Source organism: Streptomyces sp. NPDC050997, assembly GCF_040660135.1.
Lineage (GTDB): Bacteria > Actinomycetota > Actinomycetes > Streptomycetales > Streptomycetaceae > Streptomyces.
The window spans coordinates 86817-110640 of record NZ_JBFAGK010000009.1; the positions used below are offsets into that span (position 1 = coordinate 86817).

The 23824-nt window shown below is 70.8% G+C and carries 26 protein-coding genes and 2 pseudogenes; 9 read left to right on the plus strand and 19 right to left on the minus strand.

The window, feature by feature from the left end; genetic code table 11:
- The first annotated feature begins 223 nt into the window (after positions 1-223).
- Positions 224-1114: an RNA polymerase sigma factor SigF gene (locus tag AB0H86_RS21635; protein WP_362440895.1), complete on the plus strand. Its 891-nt coding sequence runs from the start codon at positions 224-226 to the stop codon at positions 1112-1114.
- A gap of 96 nt (positions 1115-1210) precedes the next feature.
- Here the strand turns inward: AB0H86_RS21635 and AB0H86_RS21640 are convergent, their stop codons facing one another.
- Complete coding sequence (locus tag AB0H86_RS21640; protein WP_362440898.1) at positions 1211-1699, minus strand: ATP-binding protein; 489 nt, start codon at positions 1697-1699, stop codon at positions 1211-1213.
- A 425-nt stretch (positions 1700-2124) separates the two neighbouring features.
- On the opposite strand from AB0H86_RS21640, the gene AB0H86_RS21645 reads away from it, so the two are divergent.
- The gene (locus tag AB0H86_RS21645; protein ID WP_362440901.1) at positions 2125-3417 is read left to right on the plus strand and encodes a streptophobe family protein; all 1293 of its coding nucleotides are present in this window, start codon (positions 2125-2127) and stop codon (positions 3415-3417) included.
- A 124-nt stretch (positions 3418-3541) separates the two neighbouring features.
- Here the strand turns inward: AB0H86_RS21645 and AB0H86_RS21650 are convergent.
- Together AB0H86_RS21650 and AB0H86_RS21655 are read right to left on the minus strand one after the other, a co-directional pair.
- Positions 3542-3959: pseudogene (locus AB0H86_RS21650) on the minus strand (FHA domain-containing protein); the annotation flags it as partial.
- Positions 3960-4008: 49 nt separating this feature from the next.
- Complete coding sequence (locus AB0H86_RS21655) at positions 4009-4419, minus strand: hypothetical protein (protein ID WP_362440904.1); 411 nt, start codon at positions 4417-4419, stop codon at positions 4009-4011.
- 338 nt (positions 4420-4757) lie between these two features.
- Between AB0H86_RS21655 and AB0H86_RS21660 the strand changes: the two genes are divergently transcribed.
- Positions 4758-5141 (plus strand): nuclear transport factor 2 family protein, encoded by a 384-nt coding sequence (locus AB0H86_RS21660; RefSeq protein WP_362440907.1) that lies wholly within the window; start codon positions 4758-4760, stop codon positions 5139-5141.
- Positions 5142-5230: 89 nt separating this feature from the next.
- On the plus strand, positions 5231-5515 hold the full coding sequence (locus AB0H86_RS21665) for a DUF1905 domain-containing protein (RefSeq protein WP_362440910.1): 285 nt from the start codon (positions 5231-5233) through the stop codon (positions 5513-5515).
- A 102-nt stretch (positions 5516-5617) separates the two neighbouring features.
- On the opposite strand, the gene mgrA is transcribed toward AB0H86_RS21665, so the two are convergent.
- On the minus strand, positions 5618-6610 hold the full coding sequence (gene mgrA / locus AB0H86_RS21670; protein ID WP_362440913.1) for an L-glyceraldehyde 3-phosphate reductase: 993 nt from the start codon (positions 6608-6610) through the stop codon (positions 5618-5620).
- Positions 6611-6735: 125 nt separating this feature from the next.
- Between mgrA and AB0H86_RS21675 the strand changes: the two genes are divergently transcribed.
- Entirely contained in the window at positions 6736-7620 is an 885-nt protein-coding gene (locus AB0H86_RS21675) for a LysR substrate-binding domain-containing protein (protein ID WP_362440916.1), read from the plus strand.
- 28 nt (positions 7621-7648) lie between these two features.
- A complete protein-coding gene (locus AB0H86_RS21680; RefSeq protein ID WP_362440920.1) occupies positions 7649-8164 on the plus strand; it encodes a DUF664 domain-containing protein in 516 nt (171 codons plus the stop codon).
- Here the strand turns inward: AB0H86_RS21680 and AB0H86_RS21685 are convergent.
- The 5 genes from AB0H86_RS21685 to AB0H86_RS21705 all read right to left on the minus strand — a co-directional run bounded on the left by AB0H86_RS21685 (position 8146) and on the right by AB0H86_RS21705 (position 12475).
- Entirely contained in the window at positions 8146-9216 is a 1071-nt protein-coding gene (locus AB0H86_RS21685; RefSeq protein WP_362440923.1) for an adenosine deaminase, read from the minus strand. The genes AB0H86_RS21680 and AB0H86_RS21685 overlap by 19 nt on opposite strands.
- Positions 9217-9244: 28 nt before the next feature.
- A complete protein-coding gene (locus AB0H86_RS21690) occupies positions 9245-9637 on the minus strand; it encodes a VOC family protein (protein WP_362440926.1) in 393 nt (130 codons plus the stop codon).
- Positions 9638-9891: 254 nt separating this feature from the next.
- Positions 9892-10554: a 1,4-alpha-glucan branching protein gene (locus tag AB0H86_RS21695; RefSeq protein WP_362440929.1), complete on the minus strand. Its 663-nt coding sequence runs from the start codon at positions 10552-10554 to the stop codon at positions 9892-9894.
- Positions 10555-10615: 61 nt separating this feature from the next.
- Positions 10616-11524 (minus strand): oxidoreductase, encoded by a 909-nt coding sequence (locus tag AB0H86_RS21700; protein ID WP_362440932.1) that lies wholly within the window; start codon positions 11522-11524, stop codon positions 10616-10618.
- A 63-nt stretch (positions 11525-11587) separates the two neighbouring features.
- Entirely contained in the window at positions 11588-12475 is an 888-nt protein-coding gene (locus tag AB0H86_RS21705) for a glycoside hydrolase family 19 protein (protein WP_362440935.1), read from the minus strand.
- A gap of 241 nt (positions 12476-12716) precedes the next feature.
- Between AB0H86_RS21705 and AB0H86_RS21710 the strand changes: the two genes are divergently transcribed.
- Complete coding sequence (locus tag AB0H86_RS21710) at positions 12717-13277, plus strand: class I SAM-dependent methyltransferase (protein ID WP_362440938.1); 561 nt, start codon at positions 12717-12719, stop codon at positions 13275-13277.
- A gap of 191 nt (positions 13278-13468) precedes the next feature.
- On the opposite strand, the gene AB0H86_RS21715 is transcribed toward AB0H86_RS21710, so the two are convergent.
- The 3 genes from AB0H86_RS21715 to AB0H86_RS21725 all read right to left on the minus strand — a co-directional run bounded on the left by AB0H86_RS21715 (position 13469) and on the right by AB0H86_RS21725 (position 16485).
- Complete coding sequence (locus tag AB0H86_RS21715) at positions 13469-14791, minus strand: aldehyde dehydrogenase family protein (RefSeq protein ID WP_362440941.1); 1323 nt, start codon at positions 14789-14791, stop codon at positions 13469-13471.
- A 108-nt stretch (positions 14792-14899) separates the two neighbouring features.
- Complete coding sequence (locus AB0H86_RS21720) at positions 14900-16129, minus strand: RNA polymerase sigma factor (protein WP_362440944.1); 1230 nt, start codon at positions 16127-16129, stop codon at positions 14900-14902.
- Complete coding sequence (locus tag AB0H86_RS21725) at positions 16129-16485, minus strand: YciI family protein (RefSeq protein ID WP_362441574.1); 357 nt, start codon at positions 16483-16485, stop codon at positions 16129-16131. The genes AB0H86_RS21720 and AB0H86_RS21725 overlap by 1 nt, the downstream gene beginning before the upstream one ends.
- Before the next feature lie 121 nt (positions 16486-16606).
- Here AB0H86_RS21725 and AB0H86_RS21730 point away from each other — a divergent pair, with 121 nt between their 5' ends.
- Positions 16607-17635, plus strand: a complete 1029-nt coding sequence (locus tag AB0H86_RS21730; protein WP_362440947.1) for an acyl-CoA dehydrogenase family protein — start codon at positions 16607-16609, stop codon at positions 17633-17635.
- Between the two features lie 84 nt (positions 17636-17719).
- On the opposite strand, the gene AB0H86_RS21735 is transcribed toward AB0H86_RS21730, so the two are convergent.
- From AB0H86_RS21735 to AB0H86_RS21760, 6 genes and pseudogenes are all read right to left on the minus strand, one after another.
- Complete coding sequence (locus AB0H86_RS21735; protein WP_362440950.1) at positions 17720-18865, minus strand: LLM class flavin-dependent oxidoreductase; 1146 nt, start codon at positions 18863-18865, stop codon at positions 17720-17722.
- 27 nt (positions 18866-18892) lie between these two features.
- Positions 18893-20077 (minus strand): SfnB family sulfur acquisition oxidoreductase, encoded by a 1185-nt coding sequence (locus AB0H86_RS21740; RefSeq protein WP_362440953.1) that lies wholly within the window; start codon positions 20075-20077, stop codon positions 18893-18895.
- 4 nt (positions 20078-20081) lie between these two features.
- Positions 20082-20636: an NADPH-dependent FMN reductase gene (gene ssuE / locus AB0H86_RS21745; protein WP_362440956.1), complete on the minus strand. Its 555-nt coding sequence runs from the start codon at positions 20634-20636 to the stop codon at positions 20082-20084.
- Positions 20637-20695: 59 nt separating this feature from the next.
- Positions 20696-20857 carry a hypothetical protein gene (locus tag AB0H86_RS21750; protein ID WP_362441609.1) on the minus strand — a complete coding sequence of 54 codons (162 nt, stop codon included), beginning with the start codon at positions 20855-20857 and terminating at the stop codon, positions 20696-20698.
- Between the two features lie 47 nt (positions 20858-20904).
- Positions 20905-22073, minus strand: a pseudogene (gene sfnG, locus AB0H86_RS21755) (dimethylsulfone monooxygenase SfnG).
- A 170-nt stretch (positions 22074-22243) separates the two neighbouring features.
- Positions 22244-22327 carry a putative leader peptide gene (locus tag AB0H86_RS21760; protein ID WP_362441577.1) on the minus strand — a complete coding sequence of 28 codons (84 nt, stop codon included), beginning with the start codon at positions 22325-22327 and terminating at the stop codon, positions 22244-22246.
- Positions 22328-22464: 137 nt separating this feature from the next.
- Here AB0H86_RS21760 and AB0H86_RS21765 point away from each other — a divergent pair, with 137 nt between their 5' ends.
- Complete coding sequence (locus AB0H86_RS21765; RefSeq protein WP_362440959.1) at positions 22465-23403, plus strand: LysR family transcriptional regulator; 939 nt, start codon at positions 22465-22467, stop codon at positions 23401-23403.
- Positions 23404-23452: 49 nt separating this feature from the next.
- Here AB0H86_RS21765 and AB0H86_RS21770 read toward each other — a convergent pair whose 3' ends face one another.
- Entirely contained in the window at positions 23453-23773 is a 321-nt protein-coding gene (locus tag AB0H86_RS21770) for a hypothetical protein (protein WP_362441612.1), read from the minus strand.
- Between the last annotated feature and the right edge of the window lie 51 nt (positions 23774-23824).

Genomic DNA, 23824 nt, shown 5'->3' on the forward strand with positions numbered 1-23824 from the left:
CGCGGCTCGCCACCGATTTTCCGCCTGCGGCCACTCCATGGGCATGCGCCGTCACGGCCCGGGTAGGCGACAGACCGAAGGACCTGAACCTGTTCGTTGTTTCGCGGCCGACGGGCATACGTCCCTGTGATGGGGGTACCCGCAGGCCGCAACTTGGAGCAGGACCCGGGACAACCGAGGCCGAAGAGGCAGAGGTCGAGCTGTGACTTTCGTGGGAGAGGTAATGGACACCGCCGTGATCCGGCCGGAGGCACAGGTCGTGAGGCAGACCGCCGGGACCAGGACGACGGGTGACACGCCGCTGCCTGGAGTCGAGAACCCGCGGACCGTCGCGCCACGCGACGCGCGAGCGCTTTCCCGCCAGTTCTTCAAGCGCCTGACGGAGCTTGAGGAAGGCACGTACGAATACCAGTACGCGCGCAACACGCTGATCGAGATGAACATGTCCCTCGTGCGGTTCGCGGCAGGCCGGTTCCGCGGCCGCGGCGACGACATGGAGGACATCGTCCAGACCGGGATGATCGGCCTGATCAAGGCCATCGACCGCTTCGAACTGGCACGCGAGGTCGAGTTCACGTCGTTCGCGCTGCCCTACATCGTCGGCGAGATCAAGCGGTTCTTCCGTGACACCACCTGGGCCGTGCACGTGCCGAGGCGGTTGCAGGAGCTGCGCGTGGAGCTGGCCAAGGCCCGGGAGGAGCTCGCCAGCCGCCTGGACCGCGACCCGACCGTGCCCGAGCTCGCCACGCTGATGAACATCGCCGAGAAAGAGGTGGTCGAGGCCCAGATCGCCTCGAACGGCTACAACTCCTCGTCGCTGGACGCCGCGCTCACCGGTGACGGGCCCGAGGGCGGCGAGGCCGTCCTCGCCGACTTCCTCGGTGTCGAGGAGGACGGGCTGCGGCTCGTGGAGGACTTCCAGTCCCTCGCCCCGCTGATGGCCGAACTGAGCGAACGCGACCGGCAGATCATCCACCTGAGGTTCGTGGAGGAGGCCACCCAGGCGGAGATCGGCGAGCGCCTCGGCTGCTCGCAGATGCATGTGTCCCGACTGATCAAGCGGATCATCAGCCGACTGCGCCAGGGCATGCTGGGCGAGCTGGGCTGCGCCTGACCCACCCGAACCGTTCATCGATCGCGGGTGCCGCCCCCACGCGGAAGCAAGGGGGCGGCACCCGCGATCGCTGACCGAGGGCCTCCGTGGCCTCAGTCAGCGGTCAGCTGTCATTCCCCGCTCGGCCTCAGCGGTCAGCCTCAGTCCCATGACGACGCGTACCCGCTTGCCGACCGGCACCCGTTCGACAGCGATCTCGGCGGCCAGCGCGTGGACGATCTCGAGTCCGTGCCGGCCGATGCGTTGGGGATCCTTGGGGAAGCGCCGGGGCAGGGCGACACTGCTGTCGTAGACCACCACCGCCACCGAGGCGTCCGTGCCTTCCAGTTCCAGGATGTACGGACCTTTGCTGTGCCGGTCCGCGTTGGTGACCAGCTCGCTGACCACCAGGAGCAGGTCACCCTCCGTGCGACGGTCCACGTCAGCGCACCACTCGGTCCTGAGCTGCTCCAGGAAGCCCGCGGTGAAGGCCCGTGCCTCGGCTATGCATCCCGGTTCACCGGTGTAGTGCGCCGCCCGCCGTAGCGGTTCCACGGGTACGTCGAAACCAGTCGGTATCACTGCCCCGTCCAGGTGCTCGATCATGCGTTTCTCTCTCGAATGCCGGACTGGCCGGACGCTGCTGCACCAGTGCTCGTACCCCGAGCCGGGCAACGCAGTCCCCCCATCCTCGTGACGCCCCTTACGCCGGCCTGAGCTGATCGTCGTGCTCGGCACGAGGGGCGCGCCGTCACCGTACCGGTCGCGCCGGAGGAGCGGGGAGACTCGCAGGACGAGGGGGGCGAGGTGTCCGACGGCGGTGGCTCGTCGGTCGAGGGTTCGGTGGTCGGCGGCTCGAAGGGCCCGACAACGAGCCCCTCTTCCCCACGCGGGACACAGCGGCTTTCGATCCATTGCGCCGCTTATTTCCACAACGCCCCATTGTGTGCCCGGATTCGGCGTCGCCCGCAAGCCGACGCGGACGGCCCTCCCGGCGGGCGCGGGACGCGGCGGCTGCTTGGCGTGGCAGCGTGAGTCCGCCCGCGAGTCCGCCATTCCCTTCCGACCAGGCAGTCGCCGCCCGCCACGGCTGGGCGCAGGCCGCGGTCACGGTGGTGGGCGCGGTGATCGTCATGGGCGCGACCGCCGCGCTGGGACTGTGGGCGGCCGGCGCGGCGGACCTCCCCGACAACGCGTTCCCCCGTGTGGTCGCGGCCACCGTCGTGACGGCCGTGGGCGGCACGATCGAGCTGTCGGGAAACGCCGGGGACCTCGCCGACACCCGGGCGGTACTGACGGTGATTCCGCTGTCGGTCACGCTCGTGGGTGTCCTGGCGCTCGGCACGGGCTTCCTGCGTCCGCTGCGGCACCGGGCGGTCGCCCGAGCCACCGAACTGGCCGGCTGGGCGGCCCGGATCGTCGCGCTGTGGCTGGCGGCGCTCCTCGCTCTGGCCTACGCGGCGCGCCAGACCTTCGCGCTCTCCCTCGGGGACGACACGCTGACTGACCTCGGGGATCTGTTCGGCGTGGCGCCGAAGGTCGGCTTCACCACGGACGTGCCGCTGACCCTCGTCCTCGGCCTGCTGTGGCTCGCCGGTGTGCTGGCGCTGGCGCTGCTGGTGTCGCGTGGGGCTCCGCTGCCGCCGGGGCTGCTGCGCTTCCAGGAGTCGGTGCGCCCGGCCGCGCACGCCATGGTCGTGCTGCTGCTCGCGTGCGTGGTCCTGGGTGTCCTCATCGGACTCGTCGTCGCGGCGACCCGGGGCCACGCGGCGGACACCTGCGCGTTGATCCTGCTCGGCATGCCGAACCTGGCCTGGCTCACGCTCACGATCGGTCTGGGCGCCACCTGGAACGGCAGGGTGGAGGGACCGTTCGAACTGCCCATGCCGCATGTGCTCGACGAGGTGCTGCGCGGCCGGGACACCGCGTCGCTGAACCTCGGCACGATGGCCGAGTACGACAGCCGGGTGTGGTGGCTGGTGGCCGTCGACGCGGTTCTGCTGCTGGCCACCGCCTTCGTGATGGCGGCCAGGTCACCGGCCCGGACACGCGCCTGGCAGCACGCCCTGCACATGGCGGTGGCCCTGACGCTCACGGTGCTCATGATCTGCCTCGTCGGCCGGATCTCCTCGCACTACGGCCTGTCCCTGCTCGGCATCGGCGATCTCGGCGGCGACCTGGGCGGGGAGTTGTTCCTCAGGCCCGAGCTGTGGTCGGCGCTCGGACTGGCCTCGCTGTGGGGTCTGGTCGCCGGCTTGCTCGGCGGGCTGCTGGCGCGCCCGGTGCGACGGCGTGGCGCGGCCGCGAACGGCTGGCACCGGTGAGGCCGGGTATGGGGGCGTGCGACCTGTCGACGAAAGGGCAGGGCATGACACTACACTCGAAGACCGCCTGGCCGTCCGCGAGTTGATCGAGCTGTACGGGCACCTGGTCGACGCGGGGAACTGGACCGTTGTGGCAGCCGAGGTCGACGATCTCGTACGTCCCGTACGGCAGGGCACGCAGTTCGGCATGCCGACGGGAGACGACCAGGTCGTCGCACGGAAGTGGGCTGCCGGAAAGTGCCGGTGCGTGCGGGCATGGACCCGGCCCACGAGCGCCGCGGGACGGGCTCCGGAAGGGCGGCGAGGACCACGCGGGGGCCGTCGGACGGGTTTCCGAAGCGGATGACGCTGCCGGGGCCCACTCCCCACTCCTGCACCCGGCGGCCGTCGGCGTAGGTGCCGTTGGTGCTGTTGTCGTCCTGGAGGGTCCAGTGGCCGCCCTGAGGCCGCAGTACGGCGTAATGCCCGGAGACCCGGACGTCGTCGATGACGATCTCGCTCAACGGGTCGCGCCCGACGTGGTAGTCATGGCCCGGACTCATCACCGTGGAGCCGGTCTCGGTCTCCAGGACGAGTTCGGGCGGACGCCGCTCAGGCGACGGGCGCGAAGAGGGTCGCGGCGGTGCGCTGCATCCGCAGGGCGTCCACCGACTCCGCCAGCAGTTCATACTCGGTGGTGTCGTCGAAGGCGGCGATCCGCACCAGTCGCCCGGCGGCCAACTCGTAGGCGACCAGCTCCTGTTGGGCCGGGTTCGCGCACCAGGCGCGCAGTACGGCGGGCACGTCGGCCACCGTGTCGGCGACGGGAACGAGCGCACCGGTCGGTAAGTGCTCGGCCTCCGGCCGGGGGTCGAGCCGGTCGGCCATCCAGGAGGCGCGGTCGCGCAGCCACCACAGGGCGAGAGCGAGGGTGGGAGCGCGGTAGGTCCCCAGGGGTACGCCGATGCGCCGACCGCCACAGGTGCCGTACCCCGTGACGTGGCACAAGAACTCGTCGTGCACGATCCACTCCCCCCGTCGCTCTGCCGGCCTGCTGGCCGGGCCTCGCCTTCGGTGCGGCTCATGCGCTGTGCGTGACCGGCTCTTCGCTGGATGTGAAGTGCCCTAGCTGTTGAGTATGTTCACTACTGAAACACTGTCACCACAACTTTCCGGCCAGTCTCCTGGCATATTCACAGCCTTTCATGGCCGAAATGTCACGCGTGCCCGCCAAGGCCGTCATTACCTGAGGGGTAATCGACCCGCGGCGCCGATCCGGGCAGGGTTGCGGTACCGGATCGGCGAGAGCCCGGATCCGGCTTCCGACCAGTGGATACGTCCTCGATGGAGGCTGATCTCCCATGCCCGCGAACACCGACCGTCACGAGATTGCCGTCGCCCGCTACTTCGAGGCCTGGAATGCCCGGGAGCCCGAGGCGCGGGTCAAGGCGGTCGCCGCCGCCTGGACCGCGGACGGCAGTTACACCGACCCGCTCGCCGATGTGGGCGGCCACGAGCAGATCGCGGCGGTGATCGCGGGCGCCCATGCGCAGTTCCCGGGCTTCGCCTTCCGGCTGACCGGCGCGGTGGACGGGCACCACGACACCGCGCGCTTCTCCTGGGAGCTGGTCAGCGAGACCGACGGCTCGGCGCCGGTGGCCGGCTCCGACGTGATCACCCTGGACGCGGACGGCCGGATCAAGGCCGTGTTCGGTTTCCTGGACCGGGTGCCCGCGGGAGTGTGAGGGACGTCGTCGCGATGAGTTTTCGCGCTGCCGGTGGTCTTCTGAACGGGGAGTCTCCCTTGGGGAGACCACTGACAGCGGAGGGCGTCATGGCCACGACCGGAAGAGTGGACGCGGAATTCACCGCCGAGCTGAGCAAGAACGCGGAGAAAGGCAGCTGGACCTGTGTCCGCTGGCCCGCTTCCGTGGAGTTCTTCGGCACCCGGGGACTCGTCAAGGTCCGCGGCACCATCGACGGGCAGCCCTTCCAGAGCTCGTTCATGGCCCTCGGGGACGGCACGCACATGCTGCCGGTGAAGGCAGAGGTGCGCCGGGCCATCGGCAAGGAGGCGGGGGACACGGTGACCGTGCGGCTGGAAGAGCGGCTCGGCTGACCGCGGCCGGGTACCGACCCGGAGGTCGGCGCACGGCCGCTGCCGAGGGCGTGCGGATCATGACCCGCACGCCCTGGGGTCACGCCCCGCACACCATGGGGCTCACCGCTTCAAGATCGCGTCGATCCGGGCCAGCTCCTCCGCGTCGAAGTCCAGGTTGCGGATGGCGCCGACGCTGTCCTCGACCTGCTTCGGGCTGCTCGCGCCGACCAGGGCGGAGGTCACCCTGCCGCCCCGCAGCACCCAGGCCAGCGCCAGCTGGGCCAGGGTCTGGCCGCGGGACTCGGCGATGCCGTTCAGCTCGCGCAGCTGCCCTACCAGGTCCTCGGTGACCGCGTCCGAGTTCAGGAACGGGCTGTCGCTCGCCGCCCGCGAGTCCTCGGGGATGCCGTCGAGATAGCGGCCGGTCAGCAGGCCCTGCTCCAGCGGGGAGAAGACGATCGAGCCGACCTGGAGCTCGTCCAGCGCGTCGAGGACTCCCTGGTCCTCGGGGCGGCGGTCGAGCATCGAGTAGCGCGGCTGGTGGATGAGCAGCGGGGTGCCCAGCTCGCCCAGGATGCGGGCCGCCTCACGGGTCTGCTCGGCCGAGTAGTTGGAGATGCCGACGTACAGCGCCTTGCCCTGCTGGACGGCCGAGTGCAGCGCGCCCATCGTCTCCTCCAGGGGAGTCTCCGGGTCGGGGCGGTGCGAGTAGAAGATGTCGACGTAGTCCAGGCCCATCCGCTTCAGGCTCTGGTCCAGCGAGGACAGCAGGTACTTGCGCGAACCCCACTCGCCGTACGGACCGGACCACATCAGGTGGCCCGCCTTGGTCGAGACGACCAGTTCGTCGCGGTAGGAGGCGAAGTCTGTCTTCAGCGTCTCGCCGAAGGCGGACTCGGCGGAGCCGGGCGGCGGGCCGTAGTTGTTGGCCAGGTCGAAGTGGGTGACCCCGAGGTCGAAGGCACGGCGCAGGATGGCGCGCTGTGTCTCGACGGACCGGTCCGGGCCGAAGTTGTGCCACAGGCCGAGCGACAGCGCGGGAAGCTTCAGGCCGCTGCGTCCGGTGCGCCGGTAGGGCATGTCCGCGTAACGGTCGGGGTGTGCGGTGTACAACGCGACTCCAGAGGGGTTGGCACGGTGAACCTGGTTCCCTGTGAACCGATGCCCACTCTGTCGTGACGTGGGACAGTGGTCCAACAGGAGAATCCGATGGAATTCAGCGGATAGGCTTCTCAATCATGGAACTGCGCCATCTCCAGCACTTCGTCGCGGTCGCCGAGGACCAGCACTTCACCCGGGCCGCCGAACGGCTGATGGTGTCCCAGTCCGGCCTGTCGGCCTCCATCCGGGCGCTGGAGCGGGAGCTCCAGACCCCGCTGTTCGTGCGGACGACCCGCCGGGTGACGCTCACCGAGGCCGGGCGGGCGCTGCTGAGCGAGGCCGAACGGATCCTCGCACAGGTGCGGTCCGCGCACGAGGCCGTCGCCGCCGTGCAGGGCGTCCTGCGCGGCACCCTCGCACTGGGCACCGAGCAGTGCATCGCGGGCGTACACGTGGCACGGTTGCTGGCCGCGTTCCGGCGGCATCACCCGGACGTGGAGATCCGGCTGCGGCAGGCGGGGGCGGGCGCGCTCGCCGAGGAGGTCGCCGCCGGCCGTCTCGACCTGGCCTTCGCGGTACGCACCCGGGCCGACTCCGACCAGCTGCGTTCCGTAGCCCTGACCAGTGAGCCGATGACCGTGCTGTGCCATCCCGACCATCCGCTCGCGACCGTCGGCGCGGCGGTGACCCCGGAGGAGATCGGCGCCGAGGTCTTCGTGGACTTCCATCCGGACTGGGGGCCGCGTCGGATCACCGACGCCGCGTTCGCCGCGGCGGGCGTACGGCGGACGGTCGCGCTGGAGGTGAACGACGTGCACAGCCTCCTCGACCTGGTGGACGAGAACCTCGGTATCGCCGTCGTGCCCCGGCACTTCCGGCACAAGCGGGAGGGCCTCACCGCCCTCCCGCTCAAGGGCACCGACGACGCGGCGTACGAGACGGTCGCGCTGCTGCCGCCTCCGCAGGCGGCAAGTCCGGCCGCGCGGGCGCTGATGACACTTCTGGAGACAGAGGGCGCATGACGGACGAAGATGCGCGATGGTGGACCCTATGCATGCCAAGGACATCCTCATCGACGCGTACAGCCGCATCCAGGAAGAGGTCCACGCCGCCGTCGAGGGCCTCGACCCCGACGACCTCGCCGCCCGTCCGGCCCCCGACGCGAACTCCGTCTCCTGGCTCGTCTGGCACCTCACCCGGGTCCAGGACGACCATGTGGCCGGTGTCTCCGGTCTCGACCAGGTCTGGCTGACGCAGGGCTGGGAGAAACGGTTCGGCCTCGACCTCCCGCCCCACGACACCGGCTACGGGCACAGCCCCGCCAAGGTCGCCAAGGTGCGGGTCGACTCCGGTGAGCTGCTGACCGGGTACTACGACGCCGTGCACGAACAGACACTCGGGTATCTGCGCACCCTCACCGCCAAGGACTTCGAGCAGGTCGTGGACGAGCACTGGGATCCGCCGGTCACCCTGGGCGTACGCCTGATCAGCGTCCTGTCCGACGATCTCCAGCACGCCGGACAGGCCGCCTACGTCAGGGGGCTGCTTCAGAGCGCGGCTTCGTAGCCCGGCAGGACGACGTCCTCGATGAGGGCCGTGCGCTCGTCGAACGGAACGAACGCGCTCTTCAGGGCGTTCACCGTGACCGTGCGCAGGTCCTCGACCGTCCAGCCCGCCTCCTCGACCAGCAGGGACATCTCCCGGGTCATGGTGGTGCCCGACACCAGACGGTTGTCCGTGTTGAGGGTGACCCGGAAGCCGAGGGCCTTCAGCTCGGTGATCGGGTGCTCGGCGATCGAGGTGGCCGCGCCGGTCTGGAGGTTCGACGTCGGGCACATCTCCAGGGCGATACGACGATCGCGCACCCAGCCCGCGAGACGGCCGAGCTTGCCGTCCACGATGTCGTCGGTGATCCGGACACCGTGCCCGATGCGCTGGGCGCCGCACACCTGGAGCGCCTGGTGGATGCTGGGCAGACCGTGCGCCTCGCCGGCGTGGATGGTGAACGGGACGTTCTCGCGGCGCAGGTGCTCGAACGCGGCGAGGTGGTCGGCGGGCGGGAAACCGTCCTCGGCGCCCGCGATGTCGAAGCCGACGACACCGGCGTCCCGGAAGGCCACGGCCAGGTCGGCGGTCTCCCTGGTGCGGTCGAACATCCGCATCCCGCACAGCAGGGTGCCGACCCGCACCGGCGTCCCCGCGGCAGCCGCCTTCGCCATGCCCGCCGCCAGGCCCTCCTGCACGGTCTCGACGACCTCGGACAGGGCCAGCCCGCCCTTCAGCATCAGCTCGGGCGCGTAGCGCACCTCCCCGTAGACGACGCCGTCCGCGGCGAGATCGAGGACGTACTCCTCGGCCGTGCGCAGCAGGCCCTCCCGGGTCTGCAGCACGGCGAGGGTGTGCTCGAAGGTGGCTATGTAACGCACCAGGTCACCCGAGTCGGCGGCCTCGAAGTACCAGGCGGCGAGGGCGTCCGGGTCGGTGGTCGGCAGGGTGTGACCGACCGCGTCCGCGAGCTCCACCACGGTCGCGGGGCGCAGCCCGCCGTCGAAGTGGTCGTGCAGCACGGCCTTGGGCAGCCGGCGGAGGGTGTCGGTGTCGATGCGGGACGCGGTCATGTGCGTGGTGTTCTTTCTCGGGTCGGGCTCAGTTGGTGGGCTGGAGGAGGTCCCAGCGGTTTCCGTACAGGTCCTGGAAGACGGCGACCGAGCCGTAGGGCTCGTGACGCGGCTGCTCCAGGAAGGTCACGCCCGCGGCGAGCATCCGGGCGTGGTCGCGGGCGAAGTCGTCGGTGTGCAGGAAGAAGCCGACCCGCCCGCCGGTCTGGTCCCCGACGCGGGCCCGCTGGCTCTCGTCCTTGGCGCGGGCGAGCAGCAGATCGGTGGCGTCCTGGTGAGGGCCCGGCCGTACGACGACCCAGCGGGAGCCGTCCGGACGCGGGGTGTCCTCGACGAGGTGGAAGCCGAGAGCCTCGGTGTAGAAGCGGACCGCCTCGTCGTAGTCGTCGACGACGAGGGTGACCAGGGCGACGCGTCGCATCAGGACCTTTCGGAGCGGGTGATTTGACGGGTGAGGTTATACGTAAAACTTCGGGGGCGCCAGTCGGTCGGGGCAGGGAGCCAGGGGGTGTCCCGGCGGGGCCGTCCCGGCCCTGCCGGGACGGCCCCGCGGATGACGCAGGCCCTTCTTCAACGACGGCCGGCCGGTCTGTCACGCGGAGTCGGCCGCCCGCGCCGGGAGAGCACCGTGCCCTTCCCGCCGCAGCGGCCGACCTGAGCCACGCGTAGGCGGTCCTAGGCCGAAGCGCCCGGGTACAGAACGGCGAACAGCGACTGGACCTTGGCGTCGTCCGGTGTGCGCCACGAGCCGGCGACATGGCCGATCGCGCCCGGCGGGAGGGAGAACTCGCCGTCCGAGGCGGGCCGCGGGACCCGGTGCAGACGGAGCGTGGCCCCCTGCGGGAGGGACAGCTCGGTGCCCGCTTCGTCGTCGACAGCGTTGAGGGCGGTGGAAGGCAGCGGACCGTCCTGCGCGTAGGAGCGGGTGACGTCCAGGTCGGGGGTGTCGCTGACGCTCTGGGCCTGGGCCTGCGCGCCGCCCTCGACCAGGGCGAGCAACTGGGCGACAAGCACCGGGTCGTGGCAGCCGTCGTAGGCCCAGCGGGGCCCCAGCACGCCGTGCTCCATCGTGCCGACGAGGGCGTGCTCGGCCCCCTGGAGCGGGGCGCCTCGGTAGGTGAGCGGCACGAGGTACGCGGTCGGGTGGGCGCCGGAGGTGTCGGTGGCCACCAGGAACTCGATGCCGACCTCGCCCTGCGGATCGTCCAGTCGGAAGCCGCCCGCCTTGGACAGCTCAGGCTCGCCCGGTCCACCGGCGTACCAGGGCCGGGTGGGCAACCAGGCGGTCAGCAGCTCGAGCTTGGTCGGCTTGAGGGTGGTGCGGTGGATGACGGACATACCTCGGGTTCCCTTTCCGTTGAGCTGACTTGGAACATACGCGTGTCAGGGGCGGCCCGCCTCAATCGCCCTTCTGGTGCAGCGCGTCGAGCGTGCCCGCCTCCTCGTCGGTGAGACGGAGGGCGCCCGCGGCCACGTTCTCCACGAGGTGGTCGGGGTTGCCGGTGCCGGGGATGGCCAGGACGTGCGGGCCCTGTCGCAGGGTCCAGGCGAGCCGGACCTGGGTGGGTGTCGCGTCATGGGCCCGCGCGACGGCGAGGACCGCGTCGTCGTGGGTGGTGGCGGCCGCCCCCTGAGGGCCGCGGTCGCCGGCTATGGCGTAGAACGGCACGAAGGCGATGCCCTGTTGGCCGCAGATCCGCAGGAGTTCGTCGGCGGCGGGGTCGTACGAGTCGAGTCCGAACTGGTTCTGCACGCACACCACGGGGGCGATGGCCTGCGCCTCGGCGAGGTGGCGGGGCTCGACGTCGGAGATGCCCAGGTGCCGGATCAGGCCCTCCTCACGCAGTTCGGCGAGGGCGCCGAAGTGCTCGGCGATGGAGTCCTGCCGCATACGGCGGAGGTTGACGACGTCCAGGTGGTCGCGTCCGAGCTGGCGCAGGTTCTCCTCGACATGGCCGCGCAGGTCGTCGGGCCGGGCCGAAGTGGCCCACTCCCCCGAGTAGTTCCGGAACGGGCCGACCTTGGTGACGACGACCAGGTCGTCGGCGTACGGCGACAGCGCGCTGTTGATGATCTCGTTGGCCGAGCGCAGCGCGGAGAAGTAGAAGGCGGCCGTGTCGATGTGGTTCACACCGAGTTCGACCGCCTTGCGCAGCACGGAGATCGACCGCTCCCGGTCGCTCGGTGCCCCCAGGTGGAAGGCGGCGCTACCCGTCAACCGCATCGCGCCGAAGCCGACGCGGTTGACGGTGAGGTCACCGAGCTGCCAGGTGCCCGCGGCGTCCGCGGTGATCGCTTCGGAGGTCATCGGCGGATTCTGGCACACGCCCGCCCCGCCTCCGTACGCGTTTACGAACGCCTTGGCCACGCCTCAGCAGTACAGGTTGGCACCTGTCGACACCCCGAGGATCTGCGAGAACTGCTGGTACTTGGTCACCCGGCTCTGCACCTGCGCGGGGTTCTTGCCGTCGCACTCCAGGGAGCCGTTGATGCTGCGGATCGTCTGACCGAATCCGGCACTGTTCACCATGGCGTTGTGCGGGGTCATGGTGCCGGGCCCGGACTGGGTGTTCCAGTACCAAAGGCCCGTCTTCCAGGCGACGGCCGCGTCGTTCTGGACCAGCCAGGGGTTGCCCAGCAGGTCGATGCCGAGCGCGTCGCCCGCGGCCTTGTAGTTGAAGTTCCAGCTGAGCTGGATGGGACCGCGTCCGTAGTACGCGGACTGACCGGCCGGACAGCCGTACGGTTGGCTCCAGTCGCAGTAGTGCGGGTAGTTGGCGGTGTTCTGCTCGACCACGTACACCAGGCCGCCGGTCTCGTGGCTGACGTTGGCGAGGAAGGCGGCGGCCTCCTGTTTCCGCACCGTGTCGCTGCCGGTGTTGGTGAATCCGGGGTAGGCGCTGAGGGCGGAGGTGAGTCCGCTGTAGGTGTAGAAGGAGTTGCGGCCCGGGAACATCTGGTTGAACTGGGCCTCGCTCACCACGAAGGTGCCGACGGGGGTGCCGGAGCCGTCGCAGGCGTAGGGCTCCCAGTACCAGGTGCTGATCGTCGGGTCGTAGCCCGGGTTGTCGTGTTCGGCGATGTAGGCCTTGCCGTCGGTGTAGCGAACGATGTCGCCGGTGGCGTACGAGCGTCCCGCCACCCAGTTCGGATAGCTGGAGCACGCGGCGGCGGACGCGGGCGGGGCCGGCAGCAGGACCGGCACCGCGGCGCCGAGGACGAGAGCGGTGACCACGGCGGAGATACGGCGTCTCGACACAGGATCAACTCCTTTGTGGAGCACGGCCGCACCCGGACAAGGGCAGGGCGGAGCCGGGCCTTGTGCGCGCGTGCCGGCCGGACCGGTCACGGCGTGGGCGCGGCCGTGGTGGGGGGTGGTGGCAGCACACTCAACTCCTTTGGTCTGTACCAGTCAAGGGTGTAGACCAGTCAACTCGTCCGGGGCGCGCGCATCATGGGGCTCGGTGGCCTCCGGGGGCCGGGTCGAGGAAGGTGGTGGGGTGACCGGGCGACACGTCGACATGTGGACCGCCGGCGATGCCTACGAGCGGTACATGGGCCGCTGGAGCCGGCTGGTCGCGGACGGGTTCGTGAGGTGGCTCGGCTGCGAGGCCGGTCTGCGATGGCTGGACATCGGCTGCGGCCCGGGCGCGCTGACCTCGACGGTGGCCGCCCGCTGCCGCCCCCGGACGCTGCTGGGACTGGAGCGGTCCCCCGGGTTCGCGGCCACGGCCCGCGTCCGCGCGCCGGCGCACTTCGCCGTGGCCGACGCGCAGGCGCTGCCCGTGCCGGAGGACGCGTTCGACGTGGTCGTCACCGGGCTCGTCCTGAACTTCCTGCCCGAACCGGGTACCGCGCTGAGCGAGGCGGTGCGCGCGGTGCGGCCGGGCGGACTGGTCGCCGGGTACGTGTGGGGCTACGCAGACGGCATGGGGTTCCTGCGCCGCTTCTGGGATGCCGCGATCGAGGTGGATCCGTCGGCGGGGTCCCTGGACGAGGGCGCCCGCTTCCCCTGTGCGCTCCGGACCCGCTGCGCGTCCTGTGGACCGGGGCAGGGCTGACCGGGACGAGCGTCGCCCCGATCGATGTCACGACCCGTTTCGCGGGCTTCGCCGACCTGTGGGAGCCGTTCCTGGCGGGCCAGGGACCGGCTCCCGGCTATGTGGCGTCGCTGTCCCCGTCCGTGCGGGCCCGCTTGCGGGAGACGCTGCGCGAGGCTGGCGGCCACCGCCGGTCCGTGTGGCCCGGTGGCTCAGCTCAGCGGCTTCTCCAGTACCGCCTTGCGGTGGCTGAACGTGTCGATCGAGTAGCGGCCGTGGTAGCTGCCCATGCCGCTCTCCCCCACTCCGCCGAACGGCAGGTCGGAGACGGTGAGATGAGCCAGCGGAAGGCCGTAGCCGAGGCCGCCCGAGGAGGTCTCGTCGGCGATCCTGCGCCGCGTCTGTTCGGCCTCCGTGAAGACGTACAGGGCGAGCGGCTTGTCGCGGTCGTTGATGAAGTCGATCGCCTCGGACAGGCCGGGGACCGTGACGATCGGCAGGATCGGGCCGAAGATCTCCTCCCGCATGACGGGCGCCTCGGGGTCGACGTCGGCGAGAACGGTGGGCGCGATGTACTTGACCGTACGGTCGCTGTCGCCGCCCACCACGACCCGGCCCGAGTCGAGGAGTCCGGTCAGCCGGTCGAAGTGACGTTCGTTGACGATACGGCCGTACTCGCCGGAGGCCGCCGGGTCGGCCCCGTACAGGGACTCGACGGCGCGGACCAGAGCCGGCTCCAGGGCGGCGGCGGTCTCCGGGTCGGTCAGGACGTAGTCGGGGGCGACGCAGGTCTGCCCGGCGTTGAGGAACTTCCCGCGGGCCAGCCGGTCGGCGACGACGTCGAGATCCGTGTCGCGGTCGACGAACGCCGGGGACTTGCCGCCCAGTTCGAGGGCGACCGGCGTGAGGTGCTCGGCGGCGGCGCGCATCACGACACGGCCGACGGTGCCGTTGCCGGTGTAGAAGATGTGGTCGAAGCGCTCGGCCAGCAGGGCCGTGGTCTCGGGGATGCCGCCCTCGACGACGGCGACAGCGTCGGTGTCCAGGTAGGCCGGCAGCAGCCGGGCCAGCGCGGCGGAGGTGGCGGGCGCCAGCTCGCTCGGCTTGGCGACCACGGCGTTGCCCGCGGCGAGGGCGCCGACCACGGGGGCGAGCAGGAGCTGGACCGGGTAGTTCCAGGGCGCGATGACGAGGACGACACCCAGGGGGTCGTACCGCGTCCAGGCACTGGCGTCGTCACCGAGGTACGCCGGGACCGGGGCGGACTCGGGGCGCAGCCAGTCGGTGAGGTGGTCGAGGGTGTGGTCGATCTCGCGGACGGTGAAGTCGATCTCGGTGCGGTACGCCTCGGTGGCGCTCTTGCCCAGGTCGGCGTGGAGGGCCGCGGCGAGGTCGGCGCCGTTCTCCGTGAGCATCGCGCGCAGGCGGCTCAGCTGGTCGGTACGCCAGGCGACGGGCTTGGTGCGGCCGGTGCGGAAGGTGGCGCGCAGCCGGGCCACGGTGTCGGCGGGCTGCTCGGGGGTGCGGTCGTTCACGGTGCCTCGCTCGGGGTGCGCGGGCCTGTCGGTCGGCGACAGGGCTCTCGACAGTCGGATGTATATGCCAACCTTTCACACGCCCGCATACATTCCTGCGCCTGGGCACTACCTTCCGTGCGCCTCGGGTCGCGACCGGCCGAGTTCGCGTCGCCGGTGTTCCAGGTAGGCGCGTTCCGCCGGGTCGGCGGTCAGCCGGGCGGCCGACTCGTACGCTCGCGCGGCCTGCGTGGCACGGCCCAGGCGGCGCAGCAGTTCGGCGCGGACCGCGTGGAAGACGTGGTAGCCGTCGAGGTCCAGCGTGTCCACGAGGTCGAGGGCCGGTCCCGGGCCGGCGGTCTCGGCGACGGCGACCGCCCGGTTCAGAGCCACCACCGGGCTGGGCGCGAGGGACATGAGCTGGTCGTAGAGCTGAAGGATCTGTTCCCAGTCGGTGGCGTCGGGGCTCGGGGCGTCGCTGTGGACGGCCTGTACGGCGGCTTGGATCTGGTAGGGCCCGGGCTGGTTGCGGCGCAGGCAGCGGCGGACGAGTGACTGCCCCTCGGCGATCAGTTCGCGGTCCCACAGGCCGCGGTCCTGCTCGGGCAGCGGCACGAGCTCGCCGTGCGCGTCCTGCCAGGCGGACCGCCGGGACTCGACGAGCAGCATCAGCGCGAGCAGCCCGGTGGCCTCGGGCTCGTCCGGCATGAGGTCGGTCAGCAGGCGGCCGAGGCGGACGGCCTCCGCGCACAGCTCGGCCGAGCCGCCGTACCCCTCGTTGAAGATCAGGTAGATCACGGCCAGGACACCCTTGAGGCGGTCCGGGAGGTCGGCGTCGCGCGGCACGCGGTACGGGATCCGGGCGTCGCGGATCTTCGCCTTGGCCCGGACGAGGCGCTGGGCCATGGTCGGCTCGGGCACCAGGAAGGCGCGGGCGATCTGTCCGGTGGTGAGCCCGCCGAGCAGGCGCAGCGTGAGGGCGACCCGCACCTGCGGCGCGAGCGCGGGATGGCAACAGGTGAAGATCAGACGGAGCCGGTCGTCGCGCACGGGGCCCTCCTCGGACGGCGGGTCACCGGCGTGCAGCAGGGCCGCCTCGGCGTGGCGCTCGTCGCGCCGCGCCTCCCGGCGCAGCCGGTCGATGGCCCGGTTGCGGGCGGTGGTGATGATCCAGCCGGCCGGGCTCGGCGGCACCCCGGTCTCCGGCCAGCGCCGCACGGCCGTGGTGAAAGCCTCCTGGACCGCTTCCTCGGCGAGGTCGATGTCGCCGAGGAAGCGGACGAGGACGGAGACGGCGCGGCCGTACTCCGCGCGGAACACGGCCTCCACGTCGACATCGGCGTCGGCGGGGTGTGGCATCAGCCGTCCGCCTGGTGCATGAACGGGCGCACCTCGATGGGCAGGGTGGTGGCCCAGGTCGCCTTCTTGCCCCATTCCAGGGCCGCGTCCAGGTCGGGGGCCTTGATCAGGCAGATGCCGCCCAGGTACTCCTTGCCCTCCGCATACGGCCCGTCGGTGATCAGTACGTCGCCGTCCTGGGGGCGCAGCACGGTGGCCGTCTCGGGGCCGTGCAGTCCGCCGGCGAAGACCCATGCCCCGGCCTCGCGCAGCTCCGCGTGGAAGGTGTCGAGGTTGCGGACGATCTCCGCCATGGCCTCGGGCCCGGGCGGCGTGCCCCCGGTCGGTGTGATCACGCTGAGCAGGTAGTACTGCATGACGTCCTCCTTGGCGTCGTGTCGTTCTCTCACCTCCTACACGAACTGCACACTCCTGGATCGACACCGTGTGCCGCGACACCGGAAGAATCTTTTCCGCCGGACCGGAAGAATCCTCTCCATGACCGCACCGCACCCGCTCGTCACCCGCGCCCGCAACCTCGCGGACGACCTCCTGACACCCCACGCCGAGCGCGTCGACCAGGAGGGTGTGCCCGCGAGTCACATCGAGGAGATCAAACGGTCGGGTCTCCTCGGCGTGAGCGCGCCCCGGGAGTACGGCGGTACGGCGGCGCCGGCGTCCGTGGCCCGGGAGACGGCGGAGATCCTGGCCGGGGCGTGCTGCTCGACCTGGTTCGTGCAGACCCAGCACCACACTCCTGTGATGACCCTGGCCAACAGCGAAGGTCCCGTGCGGGAGCGGCTCCTTGGCCCGCTGGCCCGCGGCGAGCTGCTGTCCGGGGTGGCCTACGCCCACCTGCGGGCGTACCCCAGGACCCCGGTCCGGGTCACCCGGGAGAAGGGTGCCTGGCGCTTCGACGGCACTGTCCCCTGGTACACGGGCTGGGGCCTCAACGACGTGATGCTGCTCGCCGGGGTCACGGACACCGACGAGGCCCTCTTCGCCTTCACCGAGGCCCGCGAGCAACCGGGCCTGAGCGCGTCGGAGCCGCTGCGCCTCGCGGCGCTCACCGCGGCCCGCACGGTGTCCCTGGAGCTGGACGGCTTCCGGCTCCCCGAGGAGGCGGTGGCCCTGCGGAAACCGTACGCGCGATGGGCGGCGACGGACCGCGCGAAGACCGTCAACGCCTCCCCGGCGGTCTTCGGCATCGCCGAGACGGCACTCGCCCTGCTGGACGACACCACGTCCGCTCCGCTGCGCGCCCGTCTCGCCGACGTCCGCGACCGCGCCTACACCCTGGCCGACCACCCCGCCCCGGAGGACCACCGGGCGGAACGCCTGGCCCTGCGTACCGAGGCCTACGAGTTGATGCGCGCGGCCACCACGGCGGCGATGGTGGCCGGCGGCGGCAGAGCAATGGCCTTGACCCACAAGGCCCAGCGCCTGGCCAGAGAGTCCCTGTTCCTGTTGGTCCAGGGCCAGACACCGGAGTCGAGGCAGGCTCACCTGCGAGCCCTGGCCGGCTGAACCTCCTTGGGGGCGCGGGGAACCGCAACTCGTGCGACCAGCCACAACCAACCCGCACTCGCCGGACGGGAGAAACCACCCCCCTCAGCCGGCGAACGGCACCTGCGTCGACGGCACAGCCTGGTCACCGTGCGGATGACGCCACAACCCCTCCGCGGCCAGCCTCGGCAGCACCCCTTCCCCGAACCAGTACGCCTCCTCCAGATGCGGGTAGCCGGAGAAGACGAACTCGTCGATCCCCAGCGCGTGATACTCCTTGATCCGCTCGGCGACCTCCTCGTGGCTGCCGACCAGCGCCGTCCCCGCGCCGCCGCGCACCAGCCCGATCCCGGCCCACAGGTTGGGGTGGATCTCCAGCCCGTCCCGGTTGCCGCCCCCGTGCAGCGCGAGCATCCGCTGCTGTCCCTCGGACTCGCTGCGCGCCAGTCCCGCCTGCACGGACTTCACGGTCTGGGCGTCGAAGCCCGCCAGCAGCCGCTCCGCCTCCGCCCAGGCCTGCTCGGAGGTGTCGCGGGTGATGACGTGCAGCCGGATGCCGAAGCGGATGGTGCGGCCCGCTTTCGCCGCCAGTCCACGGATCCAGGCGATCTTCTGGGCGACCTGGGCGGGCGGTTCGCCCCAGGTGAGATACACGTCGACGTGCTGGGCCGCGATCTCCCCGGCGATGGGTGAGGAACCCCCGAAGTACACCTCGGGGACCGGGTCGGGCACCCGGGCCAGCTTCGCGTCCTCGACCTGGAGGTGCTCGCCGCGCAGATCGACGGTCTTGCCCTCCCACAGTCCCCGTACGATCTCCAGGAATTCACCGGTACGGCGATACCGGTCGTCCTTGTCCAGGAAGTCGCCGTACGCGCGCTGCTCATGGCTCTCGCCGCCGGTGACGACGTTCAGCAGGAGCCGTCCGCCACTCTGCCGCTGGAAGGTGGACGCCATCTGCGCGGCGAGCGTCGGCGAGACGAAACCGGGCCGGAAGGCGACCAGGAACTTCAGGCGCTCGCTCTGCTGGGCGACCATCGCGGTGGTCAGCCACGCGTCCTCGCACCAGGCGCCCGTGGGGGTGAGCGCGCCCACGAAACCCAGGTCCTCGGCGGCGCGGGCGATCTGGCTCAGGTAGGCGACCGTCGGCGGCCGGTCCCGTCCGAACGCGGTGGCCGGCGTGCCGTGGCCGCCGCCGACGACATGCCGGCTGTCGCCGTTGGTGGGGAGGAACCAGTGGAAGGTGAGGGACACGGGGGTCTCCGTTTCGGGGAAGGTCAGCTAGAGGAGGCCGTGGCGGGGCGGCCGCGTGCCGTTGAGGACGTATCTGCCGATGTGCTGGACCTTCCAGCGGGCCGGGTCGTGCAGGGTGTGAGTGCGGGCGTCGCGCCAGTGCCGGTGCAGATTCAGGGAGTTGAGTGCGGAGCGGGTGCCGGACACCTCGAACAGGGCGCTCGCGACCTCCACGGCGGTCTGCGCGGCGTGCGCCTTCGCGGCGGCGACCGCGATGGACGCCTCGGCCGCCGTGTCGTCGGTCAGGTCCGCGCGGGCCAGGTCCACCGCGCGGGCGGCTTCACGCAGCAGCGCCTCCGACGCCCGCACCTGGATGGCGAGTTCACCGAACCGCTGGATCAGCAGGGGATCCTCGGCGGCGGTCTCGGCTCCGCTCTCGAACCAGGGGCGGCTCTTCGTGCGGACGAACTCGGCGGCCTCGGCCAGCGCTCCCCCGGCGATACCCGCGTCGATGGCCGTGTGCAGCAACTGCGCGACCGCGCCGTGGAGTTGGGGCCCGTGGAAGGTGAGGTGGTGCGGGAGCACACGGTCGCCGGGAACCCTCACACCCGCCAGGCGGACGGTGCCGCTGGCGGTGGTCCGCTGGCCCAGACCGTCCCAGTCGTCGACCACGGTGAGCCCGGGGGCCTCCCGGGGGACGTACGCGACGTGCAGGTTGTCGTCCTCGGTGCGGGCCAGCACCGGGATCCAGTCGGCGAAGAGCGCACCGGTGGAGTAGTGCTTGACGCCGGTGAGCGTGTACGAGCCGTCGGGGCCGGGTTCCAGGCGGGTGCGGATGTCCTGGACGTGTCTCGTGCCCGCCTCCGACTGGGCGTTGCCGAAGCGGCGCCCGGCGAGCACCTCGCCGAAGAAGAACTCCCGCTGCTCCGGGGTGCCCTGACGGTGGATCACATTGACGTACACGAAGTGGCTCTGCGGGATCTGGGCGAGGCTCGCGTCCGCCGAGGCGAGCAGCCGGAAGATCTCGGCCAGGGTCTCCTGCCGTACATCCGCTCCCCCGTGCTCGGCGGGCACGGTGACCGCGAGCAGCCCGGACGCGGACAGGCGGTCCAACTCCTCGCGCGGCAAACGGCGTTCGGCGTCGCGTTCGGAGGCGCCGGCGCGGAACTCGTCGGCGAGGGCACTGGCCACCGTCAGGGCCTCGACGTCGTCGGCGATGACTTTCGCGGTCACGGTGTCAGCCCGCCGCGGCCAGCAGCGGGACGGGGCCCAGGGCCGTCGAGAACTGGTCGAGCACCTGGGTGAGAGCCTCGATCGCGGCCGGGGCGACGGTGAGGGAGCCGTCCTCGTGGGCGGTGATGTCCTTGTCGAGGGTGAACCAGCCCTGCACGATGTGCGCCGCGCCCATGGAGCTGAGCACCGGGCGCAAGGCGTAGTCGATGGCCAGGACATGGGCGGTGGTGCCGCCGGTGGCCAGCGGCAGGACGGTCTTGCCGGTCAGGGCGTACTGCGGGAGCAGGTCGAGGAGCGCCTTGAGGACACCGGAGTAGGCCGCCTTGTAGACGGGGGTGCCGATGACGACGCCGTCGGCGCGTTCGAAGAGCTCGGTGGCCTCGACGATCGCGGGGTGCCGGAAGTCGGCGCCGAGCAGCGCCTCGGCTGGGATGGTGCGGACGTCCAGCGGGATCACCTCGTGGCCCTGCCCGGCGAGGCGGGTGTCGAGGTGGCGCAGCAGCTTGCCGGTGCGGGAGGAGGCGGAGGGGCTGCCGGAGACGGACAGGATGGTGGCCATGGGGCTTCCTTCGGGCAGGAGGGGCGCCTTCGCGGAACGGAGGCTCCCCTGGGAAGTGGTCAGAAGTACCGGGTGGGTTCTGGCAGTTCGCCTTCGAGGACCCGGCGGCCGACCTCGGGCCGCTTGTGGGCGACGTGGTCGTGGAGGGTGTGGGTGCGGACGTTGCGCCAGGTCTGTGGGGCGAGGCTGTGTTGCGAGTCGGTGGGCGTGAGGGTGCTCATGGTGCGGTGACCTCTTTCGCAGAGCGGTGCGGGAGGCGCGGTGGTGGTCAGGCCTGGGCGGGGACGGACTCCGACTCGTCCGCCTCGGCGCCCGGGAGTTGGGCCTCCAGCTCGCGCACGAGCGGCAGCACCCGCTTGCCGAAGTACTCGACCTCCTCGTGGTAGTGCAGGAAGCCGAGGAGCAGGAGGTCGACGCCGAGCTTCTTGTAGGCGACGATGCGTTCGGCGATCTGCTCCGGGGTGCCGATCAGCCCCGTACGGAAGCCGTCGTTGTACTGGACGAGGTCCTCGAAGCTGGAGTCCTGCCACATGCCCTTGCCGTCGGCGGTGGCCTGGCCGGCCTGCTTCACGGCAGCGCCGAAGCCCTCGACGGCCTCGGTGTCGGCCTGGGCGACGATCTCGCGGAGGATGTCGCGGGCCTCCGCCTCGGTGTCGCGGGCGATGAGGAAGCCGTTGAGGCCGAACTTCGGTGCCCGGCGGCCGACTTCGGCGGCGGACCGGCGAACGTCCGCGATCTGCTCACTCACCCCGTCGAAGTCCTTGCCGTTGGAGAAGTACCAGTCGGAGACCCGGCCCGCCATGCCGCGGGCGGCGCTGGAGTTGCCGCCCTGGAAGATCTCGGGGTGCGGACGCTCGGCGGAGTTGAGCGGCTTGGGCTTGAGGGAGAAGTCACGCAACCGGTAGAAGTCACCGGCGAGTTCGGTGTGGTCCTCGGTCCAGATCTGGCGCAGGGCGCGGATGAACTCCTCGGAGCGGCGGATGGGGGTCCCCCCGGTTCGAGCGAAGCCGAGGACTGGGGGAGCTCGTCGTGTTCCAGCCAGGGCTCGCCGAGGGCGGTGAACTCGCCCTTGAACCAGCCGGAGACGACGTTGACGGCGAAGCGGCCGTTCGACAGGTGGTCGGCGGTGGCACCGAGCTTGGCGAGGACACCGGGGTGCCACAGGCCGGGGTGGACGGCGGCGATGACCTTCAGGCGCTGGGTGGCGAGGAGGAGGGCGAGGCTGAAGCTGGTCGACTCGTGCTGGAACTCGGCCCCGTAGCCGGCCATGTAGCGGACCTGGCTGAGCGCGTAGTCGAAGCCGTTGTTCTCGGCGAGGACGGCGAGTTCGCGGTTGTAGTCGTATCCCCAGTCGGTGCGCTGCTCGATCTTGCTGGTGACCAGGCCGCCGCTGACGTTGGGAACCCAATAGGCGAATTTCACGGGCGCTGTGGGCATGCGGAACTCCTGTTGCGGAACTCGGGGGTATTTCGGGAACGTCGAATCGAAAGGGCGCGACAGGCCAGGGGAAAACTGGCGGTGGTCGCTGGATTCAGACGGTCAGGGGAGAACGCGGCCGGTCCCTGTCCCGGTCAGGGCGACAGTGCGGGCGCGGAAAAGGGCGGCTGTCAGCCCGCGAGGCAACAGGAGGCGCTGGAAACGCGCGCGAGGTCGACGTGGCGTCGCCGCGTGAGGTCCAGTCGCATCTTCATGTCCTCGATGGTGGCAGTCGGCTCAGACGGCCGTCAAGGTAAACCCGACCGGTCTCGTATCGCGGACCATTGAATTTCACGAACGTGTGACAGGGAAACCCTTGAACAGGCCGTTGGATCCCCCGCATTCTGCTGCTGTGCGCACCGAACAGTTGGAATACATCGCGGCGGTCACACGGCTCGGTTCACTGCGCCGGGCCGCGGAGGAACTGCGGCTGTCGCAGCCCGCGTTGAGCGAGACCGTCAGAAACCTGGAGCGGGAGCTGGGAGTCGATCTCCTGGAACGCAAACGGTCCGGGGCGACGATGAGCGCGGAGGGCCGGGAGCTGCTGCCGTACATCGGCCATGTGCTGGAGGCGGTGGACCGGCTGCGGGTGGCGGCGGGCGAGCAGCATCGCATCAGCCGGATGGTTCGGGTCGGCACGGTGAACGCGGCGACCGTGCCGTTGCTCGTCCCGGCGGTCCGCGACTTCCGTGCGGTGCATCCGGTCACGCAGGTCGAGGTGGTCGGCGCGCAGCAGACGGAGATCCACCGGGCGCTGTCCGAGGGCGGTTTCGACCTCGGTCTGGTCAATCACCTCGACGGCGACGACGTGCCCGCCGGCTTCGAGTCGACCCAGCTGCTCCACGGGCGGCCGGTGGTGTGCGTGCGCCCCGACAGCCCGCTCGCGTCCCGGCCCACGGTGACGGTGGACGACCTGCTCGCCGAGCCTCTGATCGCGATGCGCTCGGGCTATGTCATGCACCGCTTCGTCCACCGGCTCCTGGACGGCCGCGCCCCGTCCTTCTCGTACTCCACCGACGGCGCCGAGATGGGGAAACTGATGGTCGCCGAGGGCCTCGGGGCGACGGTACTGCCGGACTTCAGTGTGGTCGGGGATCCGCTGGAGCGGCTCGGCACGATCACCTACCGGCCGATCGCGGACGACACCACCCGGGTACTGCTGATGCTGCAACGCCGGAAGGCCGAGTCGGTGTCACAGGCGGCGCAGGACCTGTACGACGTGTTCGTACGCCGGGCCCGGGAGATGGGCGGGACACTGAGCGACCGCCGAGCGATCGTTGAGCGACCGTAGGCGCGCACCTGTTCCGCCGGACGGGTCCCGGTCCGGTTCTCGTCCGGTTCTAGTCCTCGTCGTGCGCCGGGACCACCACGAGGAACGCGTCCGACTTCAGGTCCATGACCACCTGGGCCGGTTTACCCTCGGCTCGGCGCGCCGCCGCGTACTCCTCCGCCGGCCACGATCCGCGCGGAGCACCCGCAGGAAACCGCTCCAACACCTTCGCGCCCATAGCGGAAGCCACCTCCAGCTCGCCTTTCGGCTCTTCGAGTACCAACGTTCGTATGTTCCTCCTGCCCGCGAACGGCCCGGTCATGTGCCGCCGCGTGCCGCCTTCGGTAACCGGAGGGTGAACCTCCGTCGAATCCACCTCGAACAGCCGCATCCGATCCGCTCCGTCCCGTGGAAGAGATCAGTGGGGGAATCGGGGATCAGT